The 20,064-nt window shown below is 30.7% G+C and carries 15 protein-coding genes, 1 tRNA gene and 1 pseudogene; 7 read left to right on the top strand and 10 right to left on the bottom strand.

Annotation, left to right across the window (positions count from 1 at the left end):
- The first annotated feature begins 42 nt into the window (after window positions 1-42).
- On the top strand, window positions 43-1,233 hold the full coding sequence (locus tag WHA43_RS11120; protein WP_105047112.1) for an OmpA family protein: 1,191 nt from the start codon (window positions 43-45) through the stop codon (window positions 1,231-1,233).
- 59 nt (window positions 1,234-1,292) lie between these two features.
- On the opposite strand, the gene WHA43_RS11115 is transcribed toward WHA43_RS11120, so the two are convergent.
- Window positions 1,293-1,919 carry a peptidylprolyl isomerase gene (locus tag WHA43_RS11115; protein ID WP_105047111.1) on the bottom strand — a complete coding sequence of 209 codons (627 nt, stop codon included), beginning with the start codon at window positions 1,917-1,919 and terminating at the stop codon, window positions 1,293-1,295.
- Window positions 1,920-2,241: 322 nt separating this feature from the next.
- Here WHA43_RS11115 and lysS point away from each other — a divergent pair, with 322 nt between their 5' ends.
- The gene (lysS, locus tag WHA43_RS11110; protein ID WP_105047110.1) at window positions 2,242-3,939 is read left to right on the top strand and encodes a lysine--tRNA ligase; all 1,698 of its coding nucleotides are present in this window, start codon (window positions 2,242-2,244) and stop codon (window positions 3,937-3,939) included.
- Between the two features lie 67 nt (window positions 3,940-4,006).
- The gene (locus WHA43_RS11105) at window positions 4,007-4,852 is read left to right on the top strand and encodes a DUF3667 domain-containing protein (RefSeq protein ID WP_105047109.1); all 846 of its coding nucleotides are present in this window, start codon (window positions 4,007-4,009) and stop codon (window positions 4,850-4,852) included.
- A gap of 240 nt (window positions 4,853-5,092) precedes the next feature.
- On the opposite strand, the gene WHA43_RS11100 is transcribed toward WHA43_RS11105, so the two are convergent.
- From WHA43_RS11100 to WHA43_RS11090, 3 genes are all read right to left on the bottom strand, one after another.
- Window positions 5,093-5,179 (bottom strand) — tRNA-Ser (locus WHA43_RS11100).
- An 18-nt stretch (window positions 5,180-5,197) separates the two neighbouring features.
- Window positions 5,198-5,725, bottom strand: coding sequence for a ribosome maturation factor RimM (gene rimM / locus WHA43_RS11095; RefSeq protein ID WP_105047108.1), 528 nt, complete (start codon window positions 5,723-5,725; stop codon window positions 5,198-5,200).
- Between the two features lie 15 nt (window positions 5,726-5,740).
- A complete protein-coding gene (locus WHA43_RS11090; protein WP_105047107.1) occupies window positions 5,741-6,256 on the bottom strand; it encodes a 30S ribosomal protein S16 in 516 nt (171 codons plus the stop codon).
- A gap of 232 nt (window positions 6,257-6,488) precedes the next feature.
- Between WHA43_RS11090 and dnaE the strand changes: the two genes are divergently transcribed.
- Window positions 6,489-10,814, top strand: coding sequence for a DNA polymerase III subunit alpha (dnaE, locus tag WHA43_RS11085; protein ID WP_105047106.1), 4,326 nt, complete (start codon window positions 6,489-6,491; stop codon window positions 10,812-10,814).
- Window positions 10,815-10,849: 35 nt separating this feature from the next.
- Here dnaE and WHA43_RS11080 read toward each other — a convergent pair.
- Both WHA43_RS11080 and WHA43_RS11075 read right to left on the bottom strand, forming a co-directional pair.
- Window positions 10,850-11,539: pseudogene (locus tag WHA43_RS11080) on the bottom strand (ATP-binding cassette domain-containing protein); the annotation flags it as partial.
- A 9-nt stretch (window positions 11,540-11,548) separates the two neighbouring features.
- Window positions 11,549-12,310 carry a hypothetical protein gene (locus tag WHA43_RS11075; protein ID WP_105047104.1) on the bottom strand — a complete coding sequence of 254 codons (762 nt, stop codon included), beginning with the start codon at window positions 12,308-12,310 and terminating at the stop codon, window positions 11,549-11,551.
- Window positions 12,311-12,479: 169 nt separating this feature from the next.
- On the opposite strand from WHA43_RS11075, the gene WHA43_RS11070 reads away from it, so the two are divergent.
- Entirely contained in the window at window positions 12,480-12,734 is a 255-nt protein-coding gene (locus WHA43_RS11070) for a hypothetical protein (protein WP_105047103.1), read from the top strand.
- Between the two features lie 39 nt (window positions 12,735-12,773).
- Here WHA43_RS11070 and WHA43_RS11065 read toward each other — a convergent pair whose 3' ends face one another.
- From WHA43_RS11065 to WHA43_RS11050, 4 genes are all read right to left on the bottom strand, one after another.
- On the bottom strand, window positions 12,774-15,524 hold the full coding sequence (locus WHA43_RS11065; protein WP_105047102.1) for a TonB-dependent receptor: 2,751 nt from the start codon (window positions 15,522-15,524) through the stop codon (window positions 12,774-12,776).
- Window positions 15,525-15,560: 36 nt separating this feature from the next.
- Window positions 15,561-16,382: a GLPGLI family protein gene (locus WHA43_RS11060; protein ID WP_105047101.1), complete on the bottom strand. Its 822-nt coding sequence runs from the start codon at window positions 16,380-16,382 to the stop codon at window positions 15,561-15,563.
- A gap of 108 nt (window positions 16,383-16,490) precedes the next feature.
- Window positions 16,491-17,327: a GLPGLI family protein gene (locus WHA43_RS11055; protein ID WP_226742896.1), complete on the bottom strand. Its 837-nt coding sequence runs from the start codon at window positions 17,325-17,327 to the stop codon at window positions 16,491-16,493.
- Window positions 17,324-17,683, bottom strand: a complete 360-nt coding sequence (locus tag WHA43_RS11050) for a hypothetical protein (protein ID WP_105047099.1) — start codon at window positions 17,681-17,683, stop codon at window positions 17,324-17,326. The genes WHA43_RS11055 and WHA43_RS11050 overlap by 4 nt, the downstream gene beginning before the upstream one ends.
- Window positions 17,684-17,800: 117 nt before the next feature.
- Here WHA43_RS11050 and WHA43_RS11045 point away from each other — a divergent pair, with 117 nt between their 5' ends.
- Both WHA43_RS11045 and WHA43_RS11040 read left to right on the top strand, forming a co-directional pair.
- On the top strand, window positions 17,801-19,375 hold the full coding sequence (locus WHA43_RS11045) for a sensor histidine kinase (protein ID WP_105047098.1): 1,575 nt from the start codon (window positions 17,801-17,803) through the stop codon (window positions 19,373-19,375).
- Window positions 19,368-20,045, top strand: a complete 678-nt coding sequence (locus tag WHA43_RS11040; RefSeq protein WP_105047097.1) for a response regulator transcription factor — start codon at window positions 19,368-19,370, stop codon at window positions 20,043-20,045. The genes WHA43_RS11045 and WHA43_RS11040 overlap by 8 nt, the downstream gene beginning before the upstream one ends.
- Window positions 20,046-20,064: the final 19 nt, after the last annotated feature.

The following is a 20,064-nucleotide window of genomic DNA, read 5'->3' as shown; positions in this document are numbered from 1 at the left end:
AGAGAAATATTGTTAAATTTGTGGCAATTAAAAATAAAGGGGATGAAATTTTTAAAAATTATTTTTTTTGGAGTATTGTTGGTTTCTTTAAATCAAAATACAAATGCACAAGAAGACTATAACAAATGGTCAATTGATTTAGGTGCTGGAATGCATACAATTGGAGTACCTTTAACACCTGGCTTCAGTGCAAGTCCTTTAGGACAAGGTAATTTAGGTGTTCGTTACATGTTAAATAATCGCTTTGGATTGCGTTTTGATTTAGGATTTAGTAAATTTTCAGAAACAAAAGGTACACCTGCTTTTGATGCAAATTATTACAGAGCTTCATTAGAAGGTGTTGTAAATATTGGAAATGTTTTAAATTTCAATTCTTGGTCAAAAAGAATTAATTTATTATTGCATGCAGGTGGAGGTTTTTCTAGTTTAAATACAATTAGTCCGACTGTAAATGGTGGTGATGGTATGGTAAACTTACTTTTAGGATTAACACCGCAATTTAAAATTTCTGATAAAATTTCAGTTTTTGCTGATTTTTCTTCAATCGTCCATTTTGGTCAAGAAAACAGTATTGATGGTGGCTCAAACCCAACTGCAAGAGAGACAAATGTAAGTATGTTTAATACTTCAATAGGTGTAAATATTGCCTTAGGAAACAAAAAACAACATGCAGATTTTACAGTCGAAAAAACTACAGCAAATAATAACAATCTAAATTCTGAATTAGAATCACTAAAAAAGCGTTTAGACAGTGCTGAAGTAGAAATTGCTAATTTAAAAAATAAAGGAGTAGTTGTTACCAATGAGTTAATTATCACTGAATTAGATAATAGATATGTAAAAAGAGGTGAAAAAACATTAGAGGATGGTACTGTTGTTGATTCGAATGTTGATTTTATAAAAGAATTATTAAACAAAGGATATGTTAATGTATTTTTTGATGTAAATAAAGCAGAAATTCAAGATGGTTCTTTAAATTCTGTAAATTATTTAAAACAATTTATGATGGATAATCCTCACATAAAAGCAACAATCATTGGATACGCAGACGAAACAGGAACTGAAAGTCGTAACCAAACTCTTTCAACAAACAGAGCAAAAAATGTATATAGCATGCTTGTTGCGGCAGGAATCGATTCTACAAGAATGACTTATGTTGGAGGTGGAATTGATGCAAGTGTAGGAAAAGATGCTAGACAATTAGCAAGAAAAGTAATTTTTAAAATTCAGTAATCTTACTTTTTATAATAAAAAAACCACTGATTTCTCAGTGGTTTTTTTGTTTACTGTTGTTATTTTAAAATTGTTGCTTTGTAGATAAAGTCAACTTCTGGATAGTTTTTTTTGATGAATTTATTTCCATATTTCTGAATAGAATCTTGGCGAAAACCTAATTTATCTCCGTATTTATCATAAAATTTCAAAACATTTTCTGATCCTTTTATCACTTTTGCTACCACAGGAAAACCTTTCACTCCACTATACTCTAACTCATCCAAACGATTATTATCTTTCAAATTAATAAAAATTTGAGTAGTTCTGGTTTTTACACCACCTCTAGCAAAAGCAATAGTCATAGAGTCGTTTTTAACGATTACAGGTTCATCATCCAACCCAAATTTACTCCATCTATTATTTAGGATTGAATCATTATGAATCCCGAATTGAGCCACAAAATTAGGAACCACTCTAAAAATTGGCATGTCTGTATAAAAACCATTTTTTATCAAAGAATACAACCTATCAACACCTTTTGGAGACCATTCTCTTTTGGCATAAATCTCAAAATTTCCTTTGGTAGTTTCAAAAACTGCTTTGAATTCTGATGGTGCTTTTTCTTTTGTCCATTTTTCATTGAATAATTTTTTACTGCAAGAAAACAAGAGTAAAAACGCAAAAAATAAGGTTATTTTTTTCATTTTGATAAATATTTCTGACAACAAATATAAAGATGAAAAAAGAATAAAATGAAGATAATTTGATTAAAAAGGAACTCTTTAAAACAAAAAAAGCGTCCCAAATTAGGGAAGCTTTCCATTGGCTAACAAAACCAAGACACTTTTTACGAAAGTGCCAAAACAACACAACTTGTTGATTTTTTACAAACAACATGCAAATATAAATTCTTTTTGACTATTTACCAACTTCAAACGTATTTTTAATCCTTTTCTTGATTGTAAATTAGTGCTTTAGATTGTATCTTTGCAACCTTTATAAAACATCAGAAAATTTACAAACCCAATGCAATTATCAGAACAAGAAGTTGTACGTAGAGAAAAGTTAGCAAAATTGCGCACTTTAGGCATCAATCCTTATCCAGCAGATTTATTTCCACTAGATTCAAATTCAAAGGAAATTAAATCTAATTTTTCAGAAGGTAAAAAGGTAGTAATTGCTGGTAGATTAATGTCTAGAAGAATTCAAGGAAATGCTTCATTTGCTGAGCTTCAAGATGGAGAAGGAAGAATACAGGTATATTTTAATCGTGATGAAATTTGTGCTGGCGAAGACAAAACCATGTACAATGAAGTGTATAAAAAATTACTGGATATTGGTGATTTTATAGGAATTACTGGAACTTTATTTACCACAAAAGTGGGTGAAAAAACAGTAATGGTCAAAGAATTTAAATTATTGAGTAAAGCTTTAAAACCTTTGCCTTTACCAAAAACAGATGCTGAAGGAAATACTTATGATGAATTTAATGACCCAGAATTGCGTTACAGACAACGTTATGCTGATTTGGTTGTAAATCCTCATGTAAAAGAAGTGTTTGTAAAACGTACCAAATTATTCAATGCCATGCGTTCTTTTTTCAATGAAGCTGGATATTTTGAAGTAGAAACACCTGTTTTACAACCCATTCCTGGAGGTGCAGCTGCAAGACCTTTTATAACGCATCACAATTCGTTAGACATTCCTTTGTATATGCGAATTGCAAATGAATTGTACTTAAAAAGATTGATTGTTGGCGGTTTTGATGGAGTGTATGAATTCTCGAAAAACTTCAGAAATGAAGGAATGGACAGAACGCACAACCCCGAATTTACAGCGATGGAAATCTACGTTTCATACAAAGATTACAATTGGATGATGGATTTCTGCGAACAATTGTTAGAACAATGTGCAATCGCCGTAAATGGAACAACCAAAGCTACTTTTGGCAATCATGAAATTGATTTTAAAGCGCCTTATGCAAGAGTTACAATGGCTGATTCCATCAAACATTTTACAAGTTTTGATATTGCTGGTAAAACAGAAGATGAAATTAGAATCGCCGCAAAATCAATGGGAATTGCTGTGGATGAAACAATGGGGAAAGGCAAATTGATTGATGAAATTTTTGGTGAAAAATGCGAAGGAAATTATATTCAGCCAACGTTTATTACTGATTATCCAAAAGAAATGTCGCCTTTATGTAAAGAGCACAGAAAAAATCCTGAGTTGACAGAGCGTTTTGAATTGATGGTTTGTGGAAAAGAAATTGCAAACGCATATTCTGAATTGAATGATCCAATTGATCAACGCGAACGCTTTGAACATCAATTAAAATTGGCAGAAAAAGGCGATGATGAAGCTACTCAATTTATTGACTATGATTTTTTACGTTCTTTAGAATACGGAATGCCTCCAACAGCAGGAATGGGAATTGGTATGGACAGATTGATCATGTTTTTAACAAACAACCAATCCATTCAAGAAGTGTTATTTTTCCCTCAAATGCGTCCAGAAAAAAGAGCTATTGCAGTTGAATTGGATGCTGAAGAAAAAGCTGTTTTAGAAATGATAACCAAAGCAACAAAAATTGATTTGAATGATTTAAAAATTCAATCAGGATTATCTAATAAAAAGTGGGACAAAACTTTGAAACATCTTACAAAAAATAAATTAGCTACTGTTACAAAAACTGATGAAGGTTTATTTGTAGAAATCGTATAATTGTATGATTTAAAATACTTTACAAAAGAATCACAGAAATGTGGTTCTTTTTTTTATTTTTGTTTTCATGAACTGTAAAAACTGTCAAGAACCTTTAAATGAAAACTCGCAATTCTGTAATAATTGTGGTGGAAAAGTAGTTGCTCAAAGAATTACGTTTAAAAAACTATTTGTAGACTTTTTTATCAATGTTTTTGGAGTTGATAATAAATTTTTCTTGACATTACGAAAAATACTTACTAATCCAGAAAATGTAATTAATGAATATTTGGATGGAGTTAGAAATCGTTATATAAATCCGTTTGCATTTTTAGCAATTGGTGCTGGTTTGTCTTTGTTAGTTTTTAATTATTTTGCTGATGATTTTATTGAAGTAAATAACGCTATTCAATCAGACCAAATTAATGAACTGAAACAAAAAGCCACATTAGATCTCAGTACTGTAAAAAACATTGACGCAAAACAGTTTCAAAAACTAGAAATAGAAAAGAAAACGGCTCAAATGCAGTTAAAATTTATGAGTGGTTGGATGCAATTTACTTTGCGATATTACAACTTACTAACCTTTGTTTTTCTTTTAATTTATGCAGTTTTGAGTAAATGGACTTATAGAAAGCCACATAATTTTGGAGAACATGTAGTTATAAATGCCTTCATTTATGGATTTCTGACTTATGTTACTCTTTTATTTTTCATTTTTGCTGTCTTTATAAATCCATCTATTTACAGTTATAGTATTGTTGCTTACATACTTTTTTATATGTATGCCTTTGGAAGAATTTATAAGCTTTCTATTGGAAAAAATATTTTAAAATTATTTCGTTTCATATTTGGATTAGTTATTTTTTTCATAAGCCTCATGATAGTTGGAGTTATTGCAGGTATTGCATTAAAATACTTTGATTTAATATAAAAACCATTAAACTTTATATCTCAATCTTGATAAAAACCTTGCAACTGTTACAAAAACTGATGAGAGTTTATTTGTAGGAATTGTATAAAATATTTGGTTTTAAAAGTTTTAATATAGAAACAAGTATGAATTCAACTTTTTTATGAATGCTACAACTGTAGAATTCATCAATAAAATTAAAAGCAAAAACCCATTAAATCTCTGAATTTAATGGGTTTTATTTGTTTTTGTGGAAACTTGCAGAGAGGAAGGGATTCGAACCCTCGATACCGTTTCCAGTATACTACCTTTCCAGGGTAGCCAAATCAACCACTCTTGCACCTCTCTAGTTTTCTTGAACAATTTTCAAGATAAATAAAGTTCAATCAATCCGTTAGGCGTTTGAACTTCGATAGTTTTGTTTGCTCTGTCAACTTTTTTGATAAACTCATCAACCATAGGAATAAAAATTTCTTTTCCATCTCTATCAATCTCAAAAAGTGGCTGAGCCGAAGTTTCGTTAACATTTATAATGATACCAACCTCTCCAAAAGAAGCATCAATTACTTTAAATCCAATAATTTCATGGAAATAAAATTGATTTCCAGAAAGTTTAGGCAATAAAGATAATGGCAAATAAATATCTGATTTTAAAATTGCATCTGCATCAGCTTCAGAATATACATCTTCAAACTGAACTCGAAGTTGATTTCCTTTATGCAAAGAACTTTTTTCAATAAAAAATGGAACCAGATTATTGCCAAAATCGACATAAACGGATTCCATTTCTTGATACAATTCAGGTTCGTCTGTATCTAATTTGATAACAACTTCCCCTTTAAAACTATGCTTTCTAACGATTTTGCCTAAATAAAAACAGTCTTCTTTACGCATTATCGTTGTAAAGTTTTATTCTGCTGAATTTTCTTCAGTAGTTTCTTCGGCAGCTGCTTCAACTTCAGCAACTTCCTCTACTTTTGCAGTTGCTGCAGCAATTCTTGCTTCGTTTACTGCTTTCTCAGCTGCTAAGGCTTTTGCTTTTGCATCTGCTTGAGCTTTAGTCAATCCTTCTGATTTTGAAGTTACTTTAGCTGCTTTTTCCTCTAACCAAGCATTGAATTTTTCAGCCGCTTGCTCTTCTGTTAAGGCACCTTTACGAACTCCACCAGCTAAATGATTTTTCAATAATGCACCTTTGTACGACAAAATTGCTTTTGCAGTATCAGTAGGCTGTGCACCATTTTGTAACCATTTTACAGCTCCATCAACATCTAAATCAATAGTTGCAGGATTTGTGTTTGGATTATACGTTCCTAATTTTTCTAAGTAACGTCCATCTCTTGTTGCACGTGCATCAGCAGCTACAATCCAAAAGAAAGGTTTGTTCTTTTTTCCGTGTCTTTGTAATCTGATTTTTACAGACATAATGTATTGATTTTGTGAGGTTCTCGACCTCGGTTTATACTAATTTTTACCAACTCGTGATAAGTGGGCGCAAATATACAACTATTTTTATTTCTATCAAGGTAAAATTTAGGTTTTCAAATTGAATTGTAAAAAGAAAAATTTGTTGATAAATCCCTAAGAAAGTAGGTGTGTTTTTCTTACATGATTTTGTATTTTTAAAATCCCAAAATCATCAAAAAATCTCAAAAACATGTATTTAATTTTTGACACCGAAACTACTGGATTGCCAAAGAGTTGGAATGCTCCTATTACTGATACCGACAATTGGCCAAGGTGTATACAAATTGCATGGCAATTGCATGATGCTTTTGGAAATCTGATAGAACATCGTGATTTTTTGGTGCAACCTGATGGATTTAACATCCCATTTGATGCAGAGAGAATTCACGGAATTTCAACAGAATTGGCTCAAGAACAAGGAATCTCTTTAGAAGAAGGACTTGCCTTATTTAATGAAGTTTTGAAAAAAACAACTTTTGTAGTAGGACAAAATGTAGGCTTTGATATCAATATCATGGGTTGTGAATTTCACAGGCTTGGTATTGAAAACAATCTTACAAAGCTTCCTATTTTAGATACTTGTACTGAAAAAACAGCTTCTTTGTGCAAACTTCCTGGAGGTCGTGGAGGAAAATTCAAACTTCCAACGTTAACAGAATTACACAAACATCTTTTTACTATAGATTTTGATGAAGCGCATAATGCAACTGCGGATGTTGAAGCAACTACTCGTTGTTTTTTCGAGTTGATTCGAATTGGTGAATTCAGTAAAGAAGAATTGAAAGTTGAAGGAAACTACTTTCAAGAATTCAATGAAAAGAATCCAAAAACCATACAAGTTATTGGTTTACAGCACGTAAACTTAAAAAAAGAAAGTGATAAGATTCGAAAAAAGCTCGAGAAACTCAAAGAAGATGTTACATCAAAAACTACCACTGAAGGGTTACACGAACTAACAAATTTTGCTTTCAGTCATTTACACAACCATACACAATTTTCGGTGTTGCAATCTACCATTCAAATTGATGCTTTGGTAAAAGCGGCTGCAGCTGATAAAATGCCTGCAGTTGCCATGACAGATACCGGAAATATGATGGCAGCTTTTCATTTTGTAAGCGCAATTTTAAATCATAATAAAGTTGCTGAACATCAAATAAAGCCTATTATTGGTTGCGAATTTAATATTTGCGAAGACCATAAAAATAAATCCATCAAAGACAATGGCTTTCAAGTTGTTATGCTTGCAAAAAACAAAAATGGATATCATAATTTGGCAAAAATGTCATCCATCGCATTTATTGATGGATTTTATTATGTACCAAGAATAGACAAAGAAATCGTCAAAAAATATAAGGAAGATATTATTGTATTGTCTGGAAATTTATATGGCGAAATTCCGAATAAAATTTTAAATCTGGGCGAATCACAAGCTGAAGAAGCTTTACTTTGGTGGAAACAAGAATTTCAAGACGATTTTTATTTGGAATTGATGCGTCACAATCAACAAGATGAAAATATTGTAAATGAAACTTTGTTGAAGTTTTCTAAAAAACATGACATCAAAATTGTTGCCACTAACAACACTTTTTATTTAGATAAAAAAGATGCAAATGCGCACGACATTTTATTGTGTGTAAAAGATGGAGAAAAACAAGCCACTCCTATTGGAAAAGGACGTGGTTACAGATATGGTTTGCCAAATCAAGAATATTATTTTAAATCAACTGAAGAAATGAAAAAACTTTTTGCGGATATTCCTGAAGCAATTAGTAATGTACAAGAAGTCGTTGATAAAGTTGAAATTTATTCTTTATCAAGAGAGGTTTTGTTGCCCGCCTTTGATATTCCAAAAGAATTTCACTCTCAAGAAGATTTGATAGATGGAGGAAAAAGAGGTGAAAATAATTATTTGAGACATTTAACTTATCAAGGTGCAAAAAAAAGATATGGCGAATTGACGGATTCACTAAAAGAACGTCTTGATTTTGAGTTAGAAGTTATTGAAAAAACAGGATATCCAGGTTATTTTTTAATTGTTGAAGATTTCATTAGAGAAGCTCGAAATATGGGAGTTGCTGTTGGTCCAGGACGTGGTTCTGCAGCAGGTTCAGTAGTTGCCTATTGTTTATGGATTACCAATATTGATCCTATCAAATACGATTTGCTTTTTGAGCGTTTCTTAAATCCTGAACGTGTTTCGATGCCCGATATTGATATCGATTTTGATGATGAAGGACGCAGCAAAGTCATGGATTACGTGATTCAAAAATATGGTTCTAATCAAGTTGCGCAGATTATTACTTATGGAACAATGGCTGCAAAATCATCCATCAGAGATACTGCAAGAGTGCTGGATTTACCGCTTTTTGAAGCAGACAGAATTGCAAAATTGATTCCAAATGTCATCAAATTACAACATATTTTTAGTGATGACGAACGAAATAAATCAAAAATTGATAGTCTAAGAGCTGAAGATAAACTTTTAGTTGAGGAATTAAGACAACTTTCCGAAGGTGCAAATTTAGCTTCAGAAACTGTAAATAAAGCCACTATTTTAGAGGGTTCTGTAAGAAATACTGGAACGCATGCTTGTGGAGTAATCATTACTCCTGGAGATATTACCAATTATGTTCCTGTGGCTTTAGCGAAAGATTCTGATATGTATGTGACACAATTCGACAATGCTGTTGTGGAATCTGCAGGTTTGTTGAAAATGGATTTTTTAGGATTAAAAACACTAACATTAATTAAAGATACTGTTAAAATTGTCAAAGCCAGACATGGTGTTGATTTGGATCCTGATTCATTTCCTTTGGATGATGAAAAAACCTATGAATTATTCCAAAAAGGAGAAACCGTTGGTATTTTTCAATACGAATCTCCCGGAATGCAAAAACACATGCGTACTTTAAAACCAACAGTTTTTGGAGATTTAATTGCCATGAATGCGCTATACAGACCAGGACCAATGGAATATATTCCTTCATTCATCAACCGTAAACATGGCTATGAAGAAATTCAATATGATTTGCCTGATATGGAAGAGTATTTGGCGGAAACTTACGGAATTACAGTGTATCAAGAGCAAGTGATGTTGCTTTCGCAAAAATTGGCAAATTTCTCGAAAGGTGAAGCTGACGTTTTACGAAAAGCCATGGGAAAAAAACAAGCAGCTGTTTTAGATAAAATGAAACCAAAATTCATTGAACAAGCAGTTGCAAATGGCCATGATGCGCAAAAATTAGAAAAAATTTGGAAAGATTGGGAAGCTTTTGCGAGTTATGCTTTCAACAAAAGTCACTCAACTTGTTATGCTTTTATTGCTTATCAAACTGCTTATTTAAAGGCGCATTATCCTGCTGAATACATGGCTTCTGTGTTGTCAAATAATATGAATGACATCAAACAAGTGTCATTTTTTATGGAAGAATGCAAACGAATGGGATTGCAAGTTTTAGGACCTGATATCAACGAATCGTACTTGAAATTCTCCGTAAACAAACAAGGTGCTGTACGTTTTGGAATGGCAGCCATCAAAGGTGTTGGAGCGCATGCAGTAAAATCGATTATTGATGAACGTAAAGAAAATGGCAATTACTCATCCATTTTCGATTTGGCAAAACGTGCAGATTTGCGAGTTGCCAACAAAAAAGCCTTTGACAGTTTGGTAAAAGCAGGCGCTTTTGATTCGTTTACAGATACTCACAGAGCGCAATATTTTGCGTTAGATGAAAAGGGAATTACCTTTTTAGAGCGTGCCATGAAATACGGTAGTAAATTTCAAGAAAATAAAAATTCAACTCAGGTTTCTTTGTTTGGAGAAGCATCAACCATTCAATTCCCTGAACCTGAAATTCCGAATTGCGAAACTTGGGGAACTATGGAATTATTATCCCAAGAAAAAGAAGTCATTGGCATGTATATTTCTGCACATCCTTTAGATGATTTTAAAAATGAAATGGCTTTTTGCAACACAAATCTGTCTATTTTCAAAGAAGATATCAAAGAATTTGCCGGAAGAAATATATCCTTTGCAGGAATCATTACAGATGTGCAACATCGTGTTTCTAAAACTGGAAATCCTTGGGCTTCTTTTGTTTTGGAGGATTATAATGACAATTATGAATTTAGGATTTTTAAAGAAGATTACTTAAAGTTCAAACATTTTTTGTCTTTGAATAATTTTGTGTATGTCAAAGCAACATTTAAAAAGAATTTTTACAATGATGAAGTAAGTATTTCTTTCAATGATTTTAAACTTTTGACAGAAGTTTTAGACACCTATTGTGAAAAACTTACGATTAATATTCCCATTGAAAACTTAAAAGAAGACACGATTTTAAACTTAGAGAGTATTTTAAAAAATAACCTTGGGAAAAAATCTTTAAAGTTTACAATTTGGGATGAAATCGAAAATATCGAAGTAAATCTACCAAGTAGAAATACAAAAATAAATGTTTCAAGTTCGTTGTTAGATATTTTGCAAAAACAGCAAATCAATTATAAGTTGAATTGATTTTAAGCAAACTAAACTGTTGTTGTTTCTCTAAAAATAGCTTCTAAACTCTTGCCTTTTAGGTTTTTTATAGGTTCATTTAACAGTAAAGTTCCTTTATTGATAATCAACACGCGATCACAAACTGCCTCTACTTCTTGTAAAATATGAGTAGAAAATAATACTGTTTTATCTTTTCTTAATTCTTTAATCAAGGTTCTGATTTCTACTAACTGATTTGGGTCTAAACCTGTTGTTGGTTCGTCTAAAATTAATACTGATGGATTGTGTAAAATAGCAGCAGCTATGCCCACTCTTTGTTGATATCCTTTAGATAATTGATGAATTTTTTTATGAGCCTCAACTTGTAAACCAACTTTCTCTAAACAAGTTTCAATTTGCTCTTTTACAGAACCGTTTTTAAAATCAATAATTTTGTAAATAGTTGCACAAAAATGCAAGTATTCTCTAACATACATATCAGTATACAAAGCATTGTGTTCAGGCAAATACCCTATTGTTTTTTGAGCTTGCAATGGGTTTTTCAAAACATCAATATCATTGATTAAAACTTCGCCTTCATCAGGTTTTAAATAGCCTGTTAAAATTTTCATCATGGTTGATTTTCCTGCACCATTTGGACCTAAAAAACCAATGATTTCTCCATTTTTAGCATCAAATGAAATGTCATTCAACACTTTTTGAGTGCCATATTTTTTTGAAACGGAAGTTACTTTTATAGACATTTATTTGTTTTAATTTGAAGATTGTAATCTGATTTTTCGAATGTTTTTCATGCGTTTCCAAGCCAATTGATGTCGCTTTTTATACAACCAAAGTGTGCCCAAATCTAATAAAAAATAAAAGAAACTGATACCACTTGGCGGATTATAACTGGGTAAAAAATCAAAAATTCCCCAAGCTGTAGTTGGCCAATACCAGCATTTATAATAAGTTCCAACCAATTCTAAAACCACCACAGTAATATACATAGTTAAATAAAAAAGACGCTCTCTAGGTTTGTTTCTTAAAATCAATAAAGTGGCAACTGTCATGACAAATCCAAAAACATCATTTTCAAAAATTAAAAAAACAGTGGCATATATAGATATAAAAATGGTAAAGAATCTTTCTAAAGATAGATGATGCACTTTTATGGAAGCTGCTTTTGAAAAACACAAAACTGCGATATATACAAAAGCATGACCAAAAGGAATATAATGAGGCACGTTTTCCAATCTGTAAGTGTACATTCCCATCAAAATGGAGAATAAATATTCGCCAAAATAAGCAATCAAAACAGCTGCTAACATTTGTTCTTTGAGTCGTTTATTCACTCTAAAAAAAGTGATGATAAACATGATAATCATCAAAGTGTTGGCATAAAGTTGCGCATTTTCAGTAATTTTTACCATGTAAAAACTATCCAAAAACAAGCCAACAATAAAAAATAAATACAACAAACCAAGTGTTTTGTATGTTGTATAGAAAGATGATTTTGAAGCAACTACACTCATGCCACGAAAATAAGGAAACTAAACAAAAATGGCTCAAAAAAATTGAGCCATTTGTTTAAAATTTTTAAAGTGAAATTATAATTGATAACGAAGACTTAGGCTTACAATAATAAAATTTTTTAATATTAAATATTTTTTAATATATTTAGAAAATTAAAAACAAAAAATTATGAAAAGAGTTATTTTATTATTTGGTATTATTTTTATTTGTTCATCTGCAACTTTAAAAAAAGAAGAAGTTATTACACAATCTGTACAGTTAACTGATCCTTATGATTGTTTAATTGAAAAGATGCTTATTAGGAGTTTTTATGATGGAATGATAGAAAGTATTCTTGTCGGAAATTATCCTGGCACGCCACTATTAGTTGCTGAACTTGAACAATTGAAAAGAATTGAGCTAAGTTGGGCATGTCAAAATTAAATATTATAACTAAAAGAGGCTAAATTTAGCCTCTTTTAGTTATAACTGATAACGTATTCTCAAACTTATAAATCTAGGTAAAACAAATGTTTCATTAATACTGAACGAAATTATGTTTTGATTTACATTTACACTTGAGCCAGTAGCTAATAAATTGCTTCCCACCAATTCATATTCCCATTTCGCATCTTTGTCTTTTCTATATGCAAAAGATGCGTTCCAAATTTTATATGAATTTATAAAATTTCCATCTTGTCTAGTTTCGTTATAAGAAAAATCAGTTTTTACAGTTAAAGAATTCCAAATATATGCATCAAAATCTATTGATGGGATATGTCTTACTGTTTTTATATCAGTATTTCTTGAACTATTTTTTTGGTCAGAAAAATTTACATTATAACTCAAATTAACATTTGGAGCTTTTGTGAAATTAGTACCAATTCTTGTATTGAAACCTCTTGAAATATTTTCGTTAGTATTTTCCAAAGAGTTGATGAATTGATAACTTTTGTTGTAATTGAAATTACCTCCTAATCTTCCCGTGATTTTTTTGATGGTTTTACTTACACTTCCAAAAGCTGAAAAGTTTTCATTATCTAGAGGTGAATTGATGGTTGTACTACTAGAAACTACAGATCCTGGTTCAAAAATGGTATTTCTATTTACCTGATTCATTGTTTTTCTGTAGTCCAATCTTGCAAATACGTTACTATTATTAAATAAGTTAAAACTTCTATAATTTAGCGTAAAGTTGTGAAAACTTGCGTTGATCAAATCAGCATTACCAGCAAAAAATGCATTATAACTATTTGCTACAATTCCCCTTGCAATTTGGTTCACATCTGTAAAATTTACTTGTTGTCTATAATTAAAATTCAAACTTTCGCTTCTTTTAAATTGCGCAATAATATTGAATTCCGGTAACACTTGGAAAAATTTATCTTGGAAGAATTCAGTACCATATTGGGTATTTTGCGAATTGTATGAATGAACTGTAAAACCAGGAGTTATGGTGAAAATTCCTTTTTTCAAACGATATCTTACACCTGCATAAATATCTGCAAACTTGTATTCAGTATCATTGGTGGTCTGTGGATCAACGATTCCTGGAATTGTAGGATTTGGTGTTACCTCATTTCCATTATCTAAAATTTGGAAAAAACGTGAATTGTATTTTTGATTGCTCAAAATAGTCCCAGCTACAAAATTCAGATTACTTACCGAATTTAATATGTAGTAATAATCCAATTTTGCATCCAATTGATTGGTTTTTACACGTCTGTCTTGCTCTAAATTGTAAAATTGGTTGCTTCTGTCCAATCCTAATGTTTCTGCTGCATCATCAAAACCATCATTGTTTGCGTCATCATTATTATTTGGATTATTTTCTAAAGATGCAATATAAAACGGATCTTCATCTTGTAATAAGTGTTTGATTTCTATAGCAAAAATACTTTTTTCACTTGCTGTGTGGAAGTAACTTAAATCTTGATTGATAGTAAAAGGTGTTGCATTTTCTCTTTCTGTAATATCACTCAAAACACGTGAATTTATATTGTCAGTTTTAAATTCGTTTGAAAAACGACCTGCAATATTATAATTCATTTGATTGTTGATGTCTTTTTTGTAGATAGACGTAAATCGGAATAATCCAGTATTACTTGTTTGATCTGTAGTATTATCAACAACATCATCAGGAGTATTTGGGTCTACATAATCAATAGTATTGATGTTTCTTTGACCATTGGTATTGCTCGAAAAAATTAAAAATCCACCCAAACTCAACTTTTTATTTGGCGAATAACTAAAGTTGAAAGCAGATAATTTGGTTTCGATTTTATTCGCATTTCTTGCATTTGCTGTTAAAAAACCAATTCCAGCATCTGCAATATTGATATTTGTTCCGTTTGAAGGACTTTGACTTTGAAAATTGGCACCAAAACTTCTTAAATCTCCTCTATCTAACACAACTTCTCCAATATTATTGACATCTCCAATAACGTTAAGCGTATATTTTGGTGTGTAATAAAATAATTTTGGTTGAAAAAGATACAAAGATTCATTGGGAGCATCTCCAATTCCTGCAGTAACATCACCAAACCAAAAGTTCTTTTTCCCTTCTTTTAATTTGATGTTGATGGCAACTCTGTCTTCATTATTTTGAACGCCACTCAATTGACCAACATCAGAAAAGTTTCTTAAAACCTGAATTTTATCAATCGCATTTGATGGAATGTTTTTAGAGGCTAATTTGGTATCACCACTAAAAAAATCTTTTCCGTCAATGGTTATTTTTTCAACTGCCTTCCCTTCTACTTCAATTTGACCAGCTGCATTGATTTCTACTCCTGGTAATTTTTTCAGGACATCTTCTAGCTTTCTCTCTGTTCCATTTTTAAAAGAATCTGCATTGTACGAAATGGTATCTCCACTTATTGTTACTGGCATTTTTGTAACAATGTTGATACCATCCAACATATTGTCTTCTTTCATGGTGAAGTTTTTCACAATATCAGTTGTTGTAGTTTTGATGGCTGTAGAAATTTCTTTAAACCCAATGTAACTTATTTTAACTGTGTAAGACGTATTATTTTTTAAATCGAGTCTGTAAAATCCTTTGGCATCAGAAAAACCATAGGAGGCTATTGCTTTAGAAACATCGTCAATTGCAATTACATTTGCCATTTCTAAAGGCGTTCCAATTGAATCTTTTACAACTCCTGTTAGTTTTACTTGGGCAGTTGAAATATAAGTCACCATAAAAATGGCGATTACTAAAATTTTTTTCATTTGTTTGATTTGATTATTTTTTTTGGGGTTGTTTGCTTAGAATCTTCCTCTTCCACCACCATTTCCTCTTCCTTGAAAACGCTCTTTCAATTCGTCGGTTTTTTCTTTGATGATTTTGTTATATTCTTCTCTTTCAACTTTTGAACCTTTGTTTGGTTTTTGAATTTCGATTTTTTCTTCTGGATTCAACACAATTTCTGTACATAACATCGTTGTTCTTCCAGCGTTCAGTTCTAAAATTAATCCAGGCAAACCCCAATATCTATCAGGACCTGCACTTACTGGAATTTGCGGAGAATACCATGCAACTACATCAATCATTCTTGGCTCATTTTTTTTATCATCATTTTGATTATTGTTTCCTCTTCTACTAAAAATACTTCCAAAATCAATGGTTTTATCTTCTATAGTCATAGTCGCTTTGTACACAGTGTAGTTACCAATTTGTTTGGTTTCAGAGGTCAGTTGCCATTGTGGCTGATCCATTTTTTCAACGATTAAAAAACGCTTGCTAAATTGCTCAACGTCTTCAATCATTTCTTTGTCCTTTAAACTTTTATAAATAGAACCTTGTCCATTGCTTCTTCCCCACATTGGACCATTTGTTCCTGGAGTTTCTAATTTTACATCTTCTTTAAAAGAACTTTCTGTTTTTGTGAATGTAAGCGTATACGTTTTTTCTAGAAAACTTCTCATACGATTCATCATTTGTTGTTTTTGCACTTCAGTCATCTCGTTTCCAAATCTGCTCATATCCATTGTAGTTTTAGACATGTACATGGCTTTTCCTTGAAAATCTTTTTGTGCAAAAGTGGCAACTGAAAAGAACGCTAAAAAGAGAATTGTTATTGATTTCATAATGTTTGATTAATTTTTTATCAAAAGTATTTTAAATACCTCCAATTTAGACTTAAAAAAAACTTAAAAGTTTAATGGGTTCAAAAAATAATTAAACAAAAACGAATATTAACCTCCAATTCTAATTTCTATGCCTTTACCATCTCTGCTTTGAAAACGCTCCATCAATTCTTTATTCTTTTCATCACGAATCTTATCAAACTCTGCCTGAGTTACAATTTTACCTTTGTCAGGTTCAGAAATTGTAATTTTTTCTGACGGATTTAACACAATTTCCGTGCAAACAATCGTGGTTTTTCCGTCATTAATTTCTAAAATCAAACCAGGTAAACCATGATAAATTGTTGGTCCATTACTAATAGGAATTTGAGGTGTGTACCAAGCAGTCGTAATAATGGTTTCTGTTTTTTTGGTTTGCTTTGTTTCTCCATTTTCAACAGTCATCGAAATATTTTCAACTTCTTGTGAAAAAGTTGCTTTATAACATGTGTAATTGCCAATATTTTTTGTTTCTGATGTCAATTGCCATTCATAATTTGGAATGGAATCTTTGATCAAAAAAGTTTTTCCCATGATCTCGGTTTTATTTACGAAACGTTTTTCTTTCAAATTTTTGAAATACAAACTTCCTGAACCTCCACCTCCAAAAACTGATATTACTTGCATTCCTCCCATATTTGCTTTCGGATTTGGTGCATTCAGTTTTTCTTCTTCTTTATAACTAGACGTTGATTTATCAAACTCTAAAATGAAGGTTTTTTGATTCATTTTTTGAAATCTTTCTTCCAATTCTTGTTTTTGAGCTTCTGACAAATTAGAATCTCCTCCTATTTTAAAACCTGTTTTTCTGTTGGTTTTATAAATGGCTTTTCCAGTAAAATCTTGAGCAACTGAGTTCAATATAAAACCCAAAAGTGCGATTGCGATTAGATGTGCTTTCATCATTTTTTATTTTTTTCGTTTAAATTTATGATTAATTGTTTCATTTTTAAGACTCCTTTTTTCAATTGATTTACTAAGCTATCAATTTGTTCAGATTTTCCATTGACACCAATGCTAAAATTGGAGAGAAGATTTTCCTTCTTAATATTCTTAACAGTAACTTTCATAGAAATCATACTTTCAGGTTTGTTTTCTTTAAAGACATCTTTAAAATCATCCCATTTAATAGTGTCAATTTCTTCTAAAGAATCAACTGTAATTTCAATAGATTCAAAATTTGTTTCTAGAGATATTTTTTTCTCTTGAGAAAAAGTAATATTCGCTAAAAGTAATAAAGAAACGATGAGTAATTTTTTCATAATGTTATTTTTTAAATTCTTGACAAAGATCTCTCAAATGAAATTTAGATTGCGTTAATGAGTGTTAACGATTGTTAACAGGCTATTTTTTTAACCGTAAGTAATTATCTTTGAGGCATGAATACCAAAAAATACCAACTTATTTTCTATTTTATTACAGCAACAATTGTGGCTACAATTGCTGTTCAATTCTTTTGGAATTTTAAAAATTACGAAGAAAATAAAGTGCGAGTTACCAATGAAATTCAACTGAGTTTAGACAATGCCATTGAAGAATATTATGCAAAATTGGCAAAAACGGAATATACTACTATTTTGAATTTGAATAACTCATCAAAAAAATCAACTATCAAAAATTTTCCAAAATTTGATACTCTTTTTAAACATTCAAGCGCTTTTAAAAAGTTTAAAAAAGGAATTAAAAAAGATACTGGAAAAATAAAAACAAGTTTTGAAGTTACCAGTATTTCTTTTAAAAGTGATGGTGGTTCTTTTGAGAAAGAAAAAGATTCTATCGTAAAATATTTAAAAGAAATAAATAAACCAATTGATGATATTTCTCCAGAACAAATCAAGGAAATAAAAATTGGAAAAAAGAATGATTTGCAAATTTTTTCTGGTAAAAAAGTGGCTGATAGTTTAAAACTAATCAAAAGTTTACAACCCATTTTTATTTCTTTTTCAACTAATGAAATTGATTATAAACAATTGGATTCTTTACTGAAAAATCAATTGACTTTGAAAAAAATTCCGATTGATTTTACGTTCAATCATTACAAAAAAGACACTATTTTTTATACTACAAAAGACAGTATTTTGAATACTACTTTTGAAAAAAGTGTCTATTCAAAATCGACCTTTTTAAAAGACAACGAAGATTTTGAATTGCAATATAACAACATCGATTTTGAAGCTTTAAAACGCAGTTCTTCAGGCATTTTTTTATCACTTGTTTTGTCATTATTAATCATTTCTTGTTTGTTTTATTTGCTAAAAATCATCAATCAACAAAAAGAATTGGCAAGCATCAAAAACGATTTAATCAGCAATATTACCCACGAATTTAAAACCCCAATTGCAACAATTTCAACTGCCATTGAAGCCATCGAAAATTTTAATGTGTTGAATGACAAAGAAAAAACCAAAAAATACCTTTCCATGTCATCCATTCAATTGAAAAAATTACATCAAATGGTTGAAAAATTACTAGAAACTGCCACGTTAGATAGTGAACAATTGTATTTGAAAAAAGAATCTGTTGATGTTATTGAACTCATCAAAAAGATTGTAGCAAAACATCAATTATTGTGTTCTTCAAAAGAAATTAGTTTTCAATCAAATACTGAAAATATTTTGATGCATGTAGATGCTTTTCATTTTGAAAATGTGATTTCAAATTTGATTGATAACGCTGTAAAATATGGAGGAAATTCTATAGAAATTCAATTAAATACTGATAAAAAAATTACAGAAATTAGCATTTCTGATAATGGTGAAGGCATAGAAAAATCGCATCAAGACAAGATTTTTGAGCAATTCTACAGGGTTCCAAAAGGAAACACACATGATGTAAAAGGATTTGGAATTGGCTTGTATTATTGCAAAAAAATCATTGAAAAACACCAAGGAACGATTGTTGTAAAATCGACCAAAAATCAAACTATTTTTAAAATTCAACTTCCCAATGACTAAAATAAAAATTCTGCTAGCAGAAGACGAAGCAAGTTTAGGAATGATTGTAAAAGAGAGTTTAGAATCGAGAGATTTTACTGTTTTTTTAGCATCAAATGGCGAAGAAGCTTTTAAAATCTATCAAAAAGAAACGCCTGAAATTTTGGTATTGGATGTCATGATGCCCAAAAAAGATGGTTTTACTTTGGCAAAAGAAATTCGACAAGAAAACAAACGAATTCCGATTATTTTTTTAACTGCAAAATCGCAAACTTCAGATGTTTTAGAAGGGTTTCAATTGGGAGGAAATGACTATCTAAAAAAACCTTTTTCCATGGAAGAATTGATTGTTAGAATCAAATCTTTGCTTAACAGAATTGAATTTCAAACCAATTTAGAGGCCATCGAAATTGGAAAATATCACTTTAATTTTACGAAACAAACCTTATCATTCAACGAAAAAACCTTTCAATTGACATCAAGAGAGGCTGAATTGCTTTTTCAATTGTCAGAAAAGAAAAATGAATTGTTAGATAGAACTTTCATCCTGAATAAATTATGGGGGAATGATGATTTTTTCAATGCCAGAAGTATGGATGTTTTTATCAGTAAACTTCGAAAAAAACTACAATACGACCCAACTATTCAAATCATCAATGTTCGTGGTTTCGGGTACAAATTAATTTATTAATCACAATACTATCTTTTTT

It is taken from the genome of Polaribacter gangjinensis, from assembly GCF_038024125.1.
In the GTDB taxonomy this organism is placed as follows: Bacteria; Bacteroidota; Bacteroidia; order Flavobacteriales; family Flavobacteriaceae; genus Polaribacter; species Polaribacter gangjinensis.
Note: the sequence above shows the minus strand (reverse complement) of the source record. Positions and strands in the feature narration are given on the sequence as shown.

What these genes read in the sequence shown, in the direction of transcription:
- WHA43_RS11120 (WP_105047112.1), top strand. Translation starts at nt 43, where the DNA reads ATGAAATTTTTAAAAATTATTTTTTTTGGAGTATTGTTGGTTTCTTTA.
- WHA43_RS11115 (WP_105047111.1), bottom strand. Translation starts at nt 1,919, where the DNA reads ATGAAAAAAATAACCTTATTTTTTGCGTTTTTACTCTTGTTTTCTTGC.
- lysS (WP_105047110.1), top strand. Translation starts at nt 2,242, where the DNA reads ATGCAATTATCAGAACAAGAAGTTGTACGTAGAGAAAAGTTAGCAAAA.
- WHA43_RS11105 (WP_105047109.1), top strand. Translation starts at nt 4,007, where the DNA reads ATGAACTGTAAAAACTGTCAAGAACCTTTAAATGAAAACTCGCAATTC.
- rimM (WP_105047108.1), bottom strand. Translation starts at nt 5,725, where the DNA reads ATGCGTAAAGAAGACTGTTTTTATTTAGGCAAAATCGTTAGAAAGCAT.
- WHA43_RS11090 (WP_105047107.1), bottom strand. Translation starts at nt 6,256, where the DNA reads ATGTCTGTAAAAATCAGATTACAAAGACACGGAAAAAAGAACAAACCT.
- dnaE (WP_105047106.1), top strand. Translation starts at nt 6,489, where the DNA reads ATGTATTTAATTTTTGACACCGAAACTACTGGATTGCCAAAGAGTTGG.
- WHA43_RS11075 (WP_105047104.1), bottom strand. Translation starts at nt 12,310, where the DNA reads ATGAGTGTAGTTGCTTCAAAATCATCTTTCTATACAACATACAAAACA.
- WHA43_RS11070 (WP_105047103.1), top strand. Translation starts at nt 12,480, where the DNA reads ATGAAAAGAGTTATTTTATTATTTGGTATTATTTTTATTTGTTCATCT.
- WHA43_RS11065 (WP_105047102.1), bottom strand. Translation starts at nt 15,524, where the DNA reads ATGAAAAAAATTTTAGTAATCGCCATTTTTATGGTGACTTATATTTCA.
- WHA43_RS11060 (WP_105047101.1), bottom strand. Translation starts at nt 16,382, where the DNA reads ATGAAATCAATAACAATTCTCTTTTTAGCGTTCTTTTCAGTTGCCACT.
- WHA43_RS11055 (WP_226742896.1), bottom strand. Translation starts at nt 17,327, where the DNA reads ATGATGAAAGCACATCTAATCGCAATCGCACTTTTGGGTTTTATATTG.
- WHA43_RS11050 (WP_105047099.1), bottom strand. Translation starts at nt 17,683, where the DNA reads ATGAAAAAATTACTCATCGTTTCTTTATTACTTTTAGCGAATATTACT.
- WHA43_RS11045 (WP_105047098.1), top strand. Translation starts at nt 17,801, where the DNA reads ATGAATACCAAAAAATACCAACTTATTTTCTATTTTATTACAGCAACA.
- WHA43_RS11040 (WP_105047097.1), top strand. Translation starts at nt 19,368, where the DNA reads ATGACTAAAATAAAAATTCTGCTAGCAGAAGACGAAGCAAGTTTAGGA.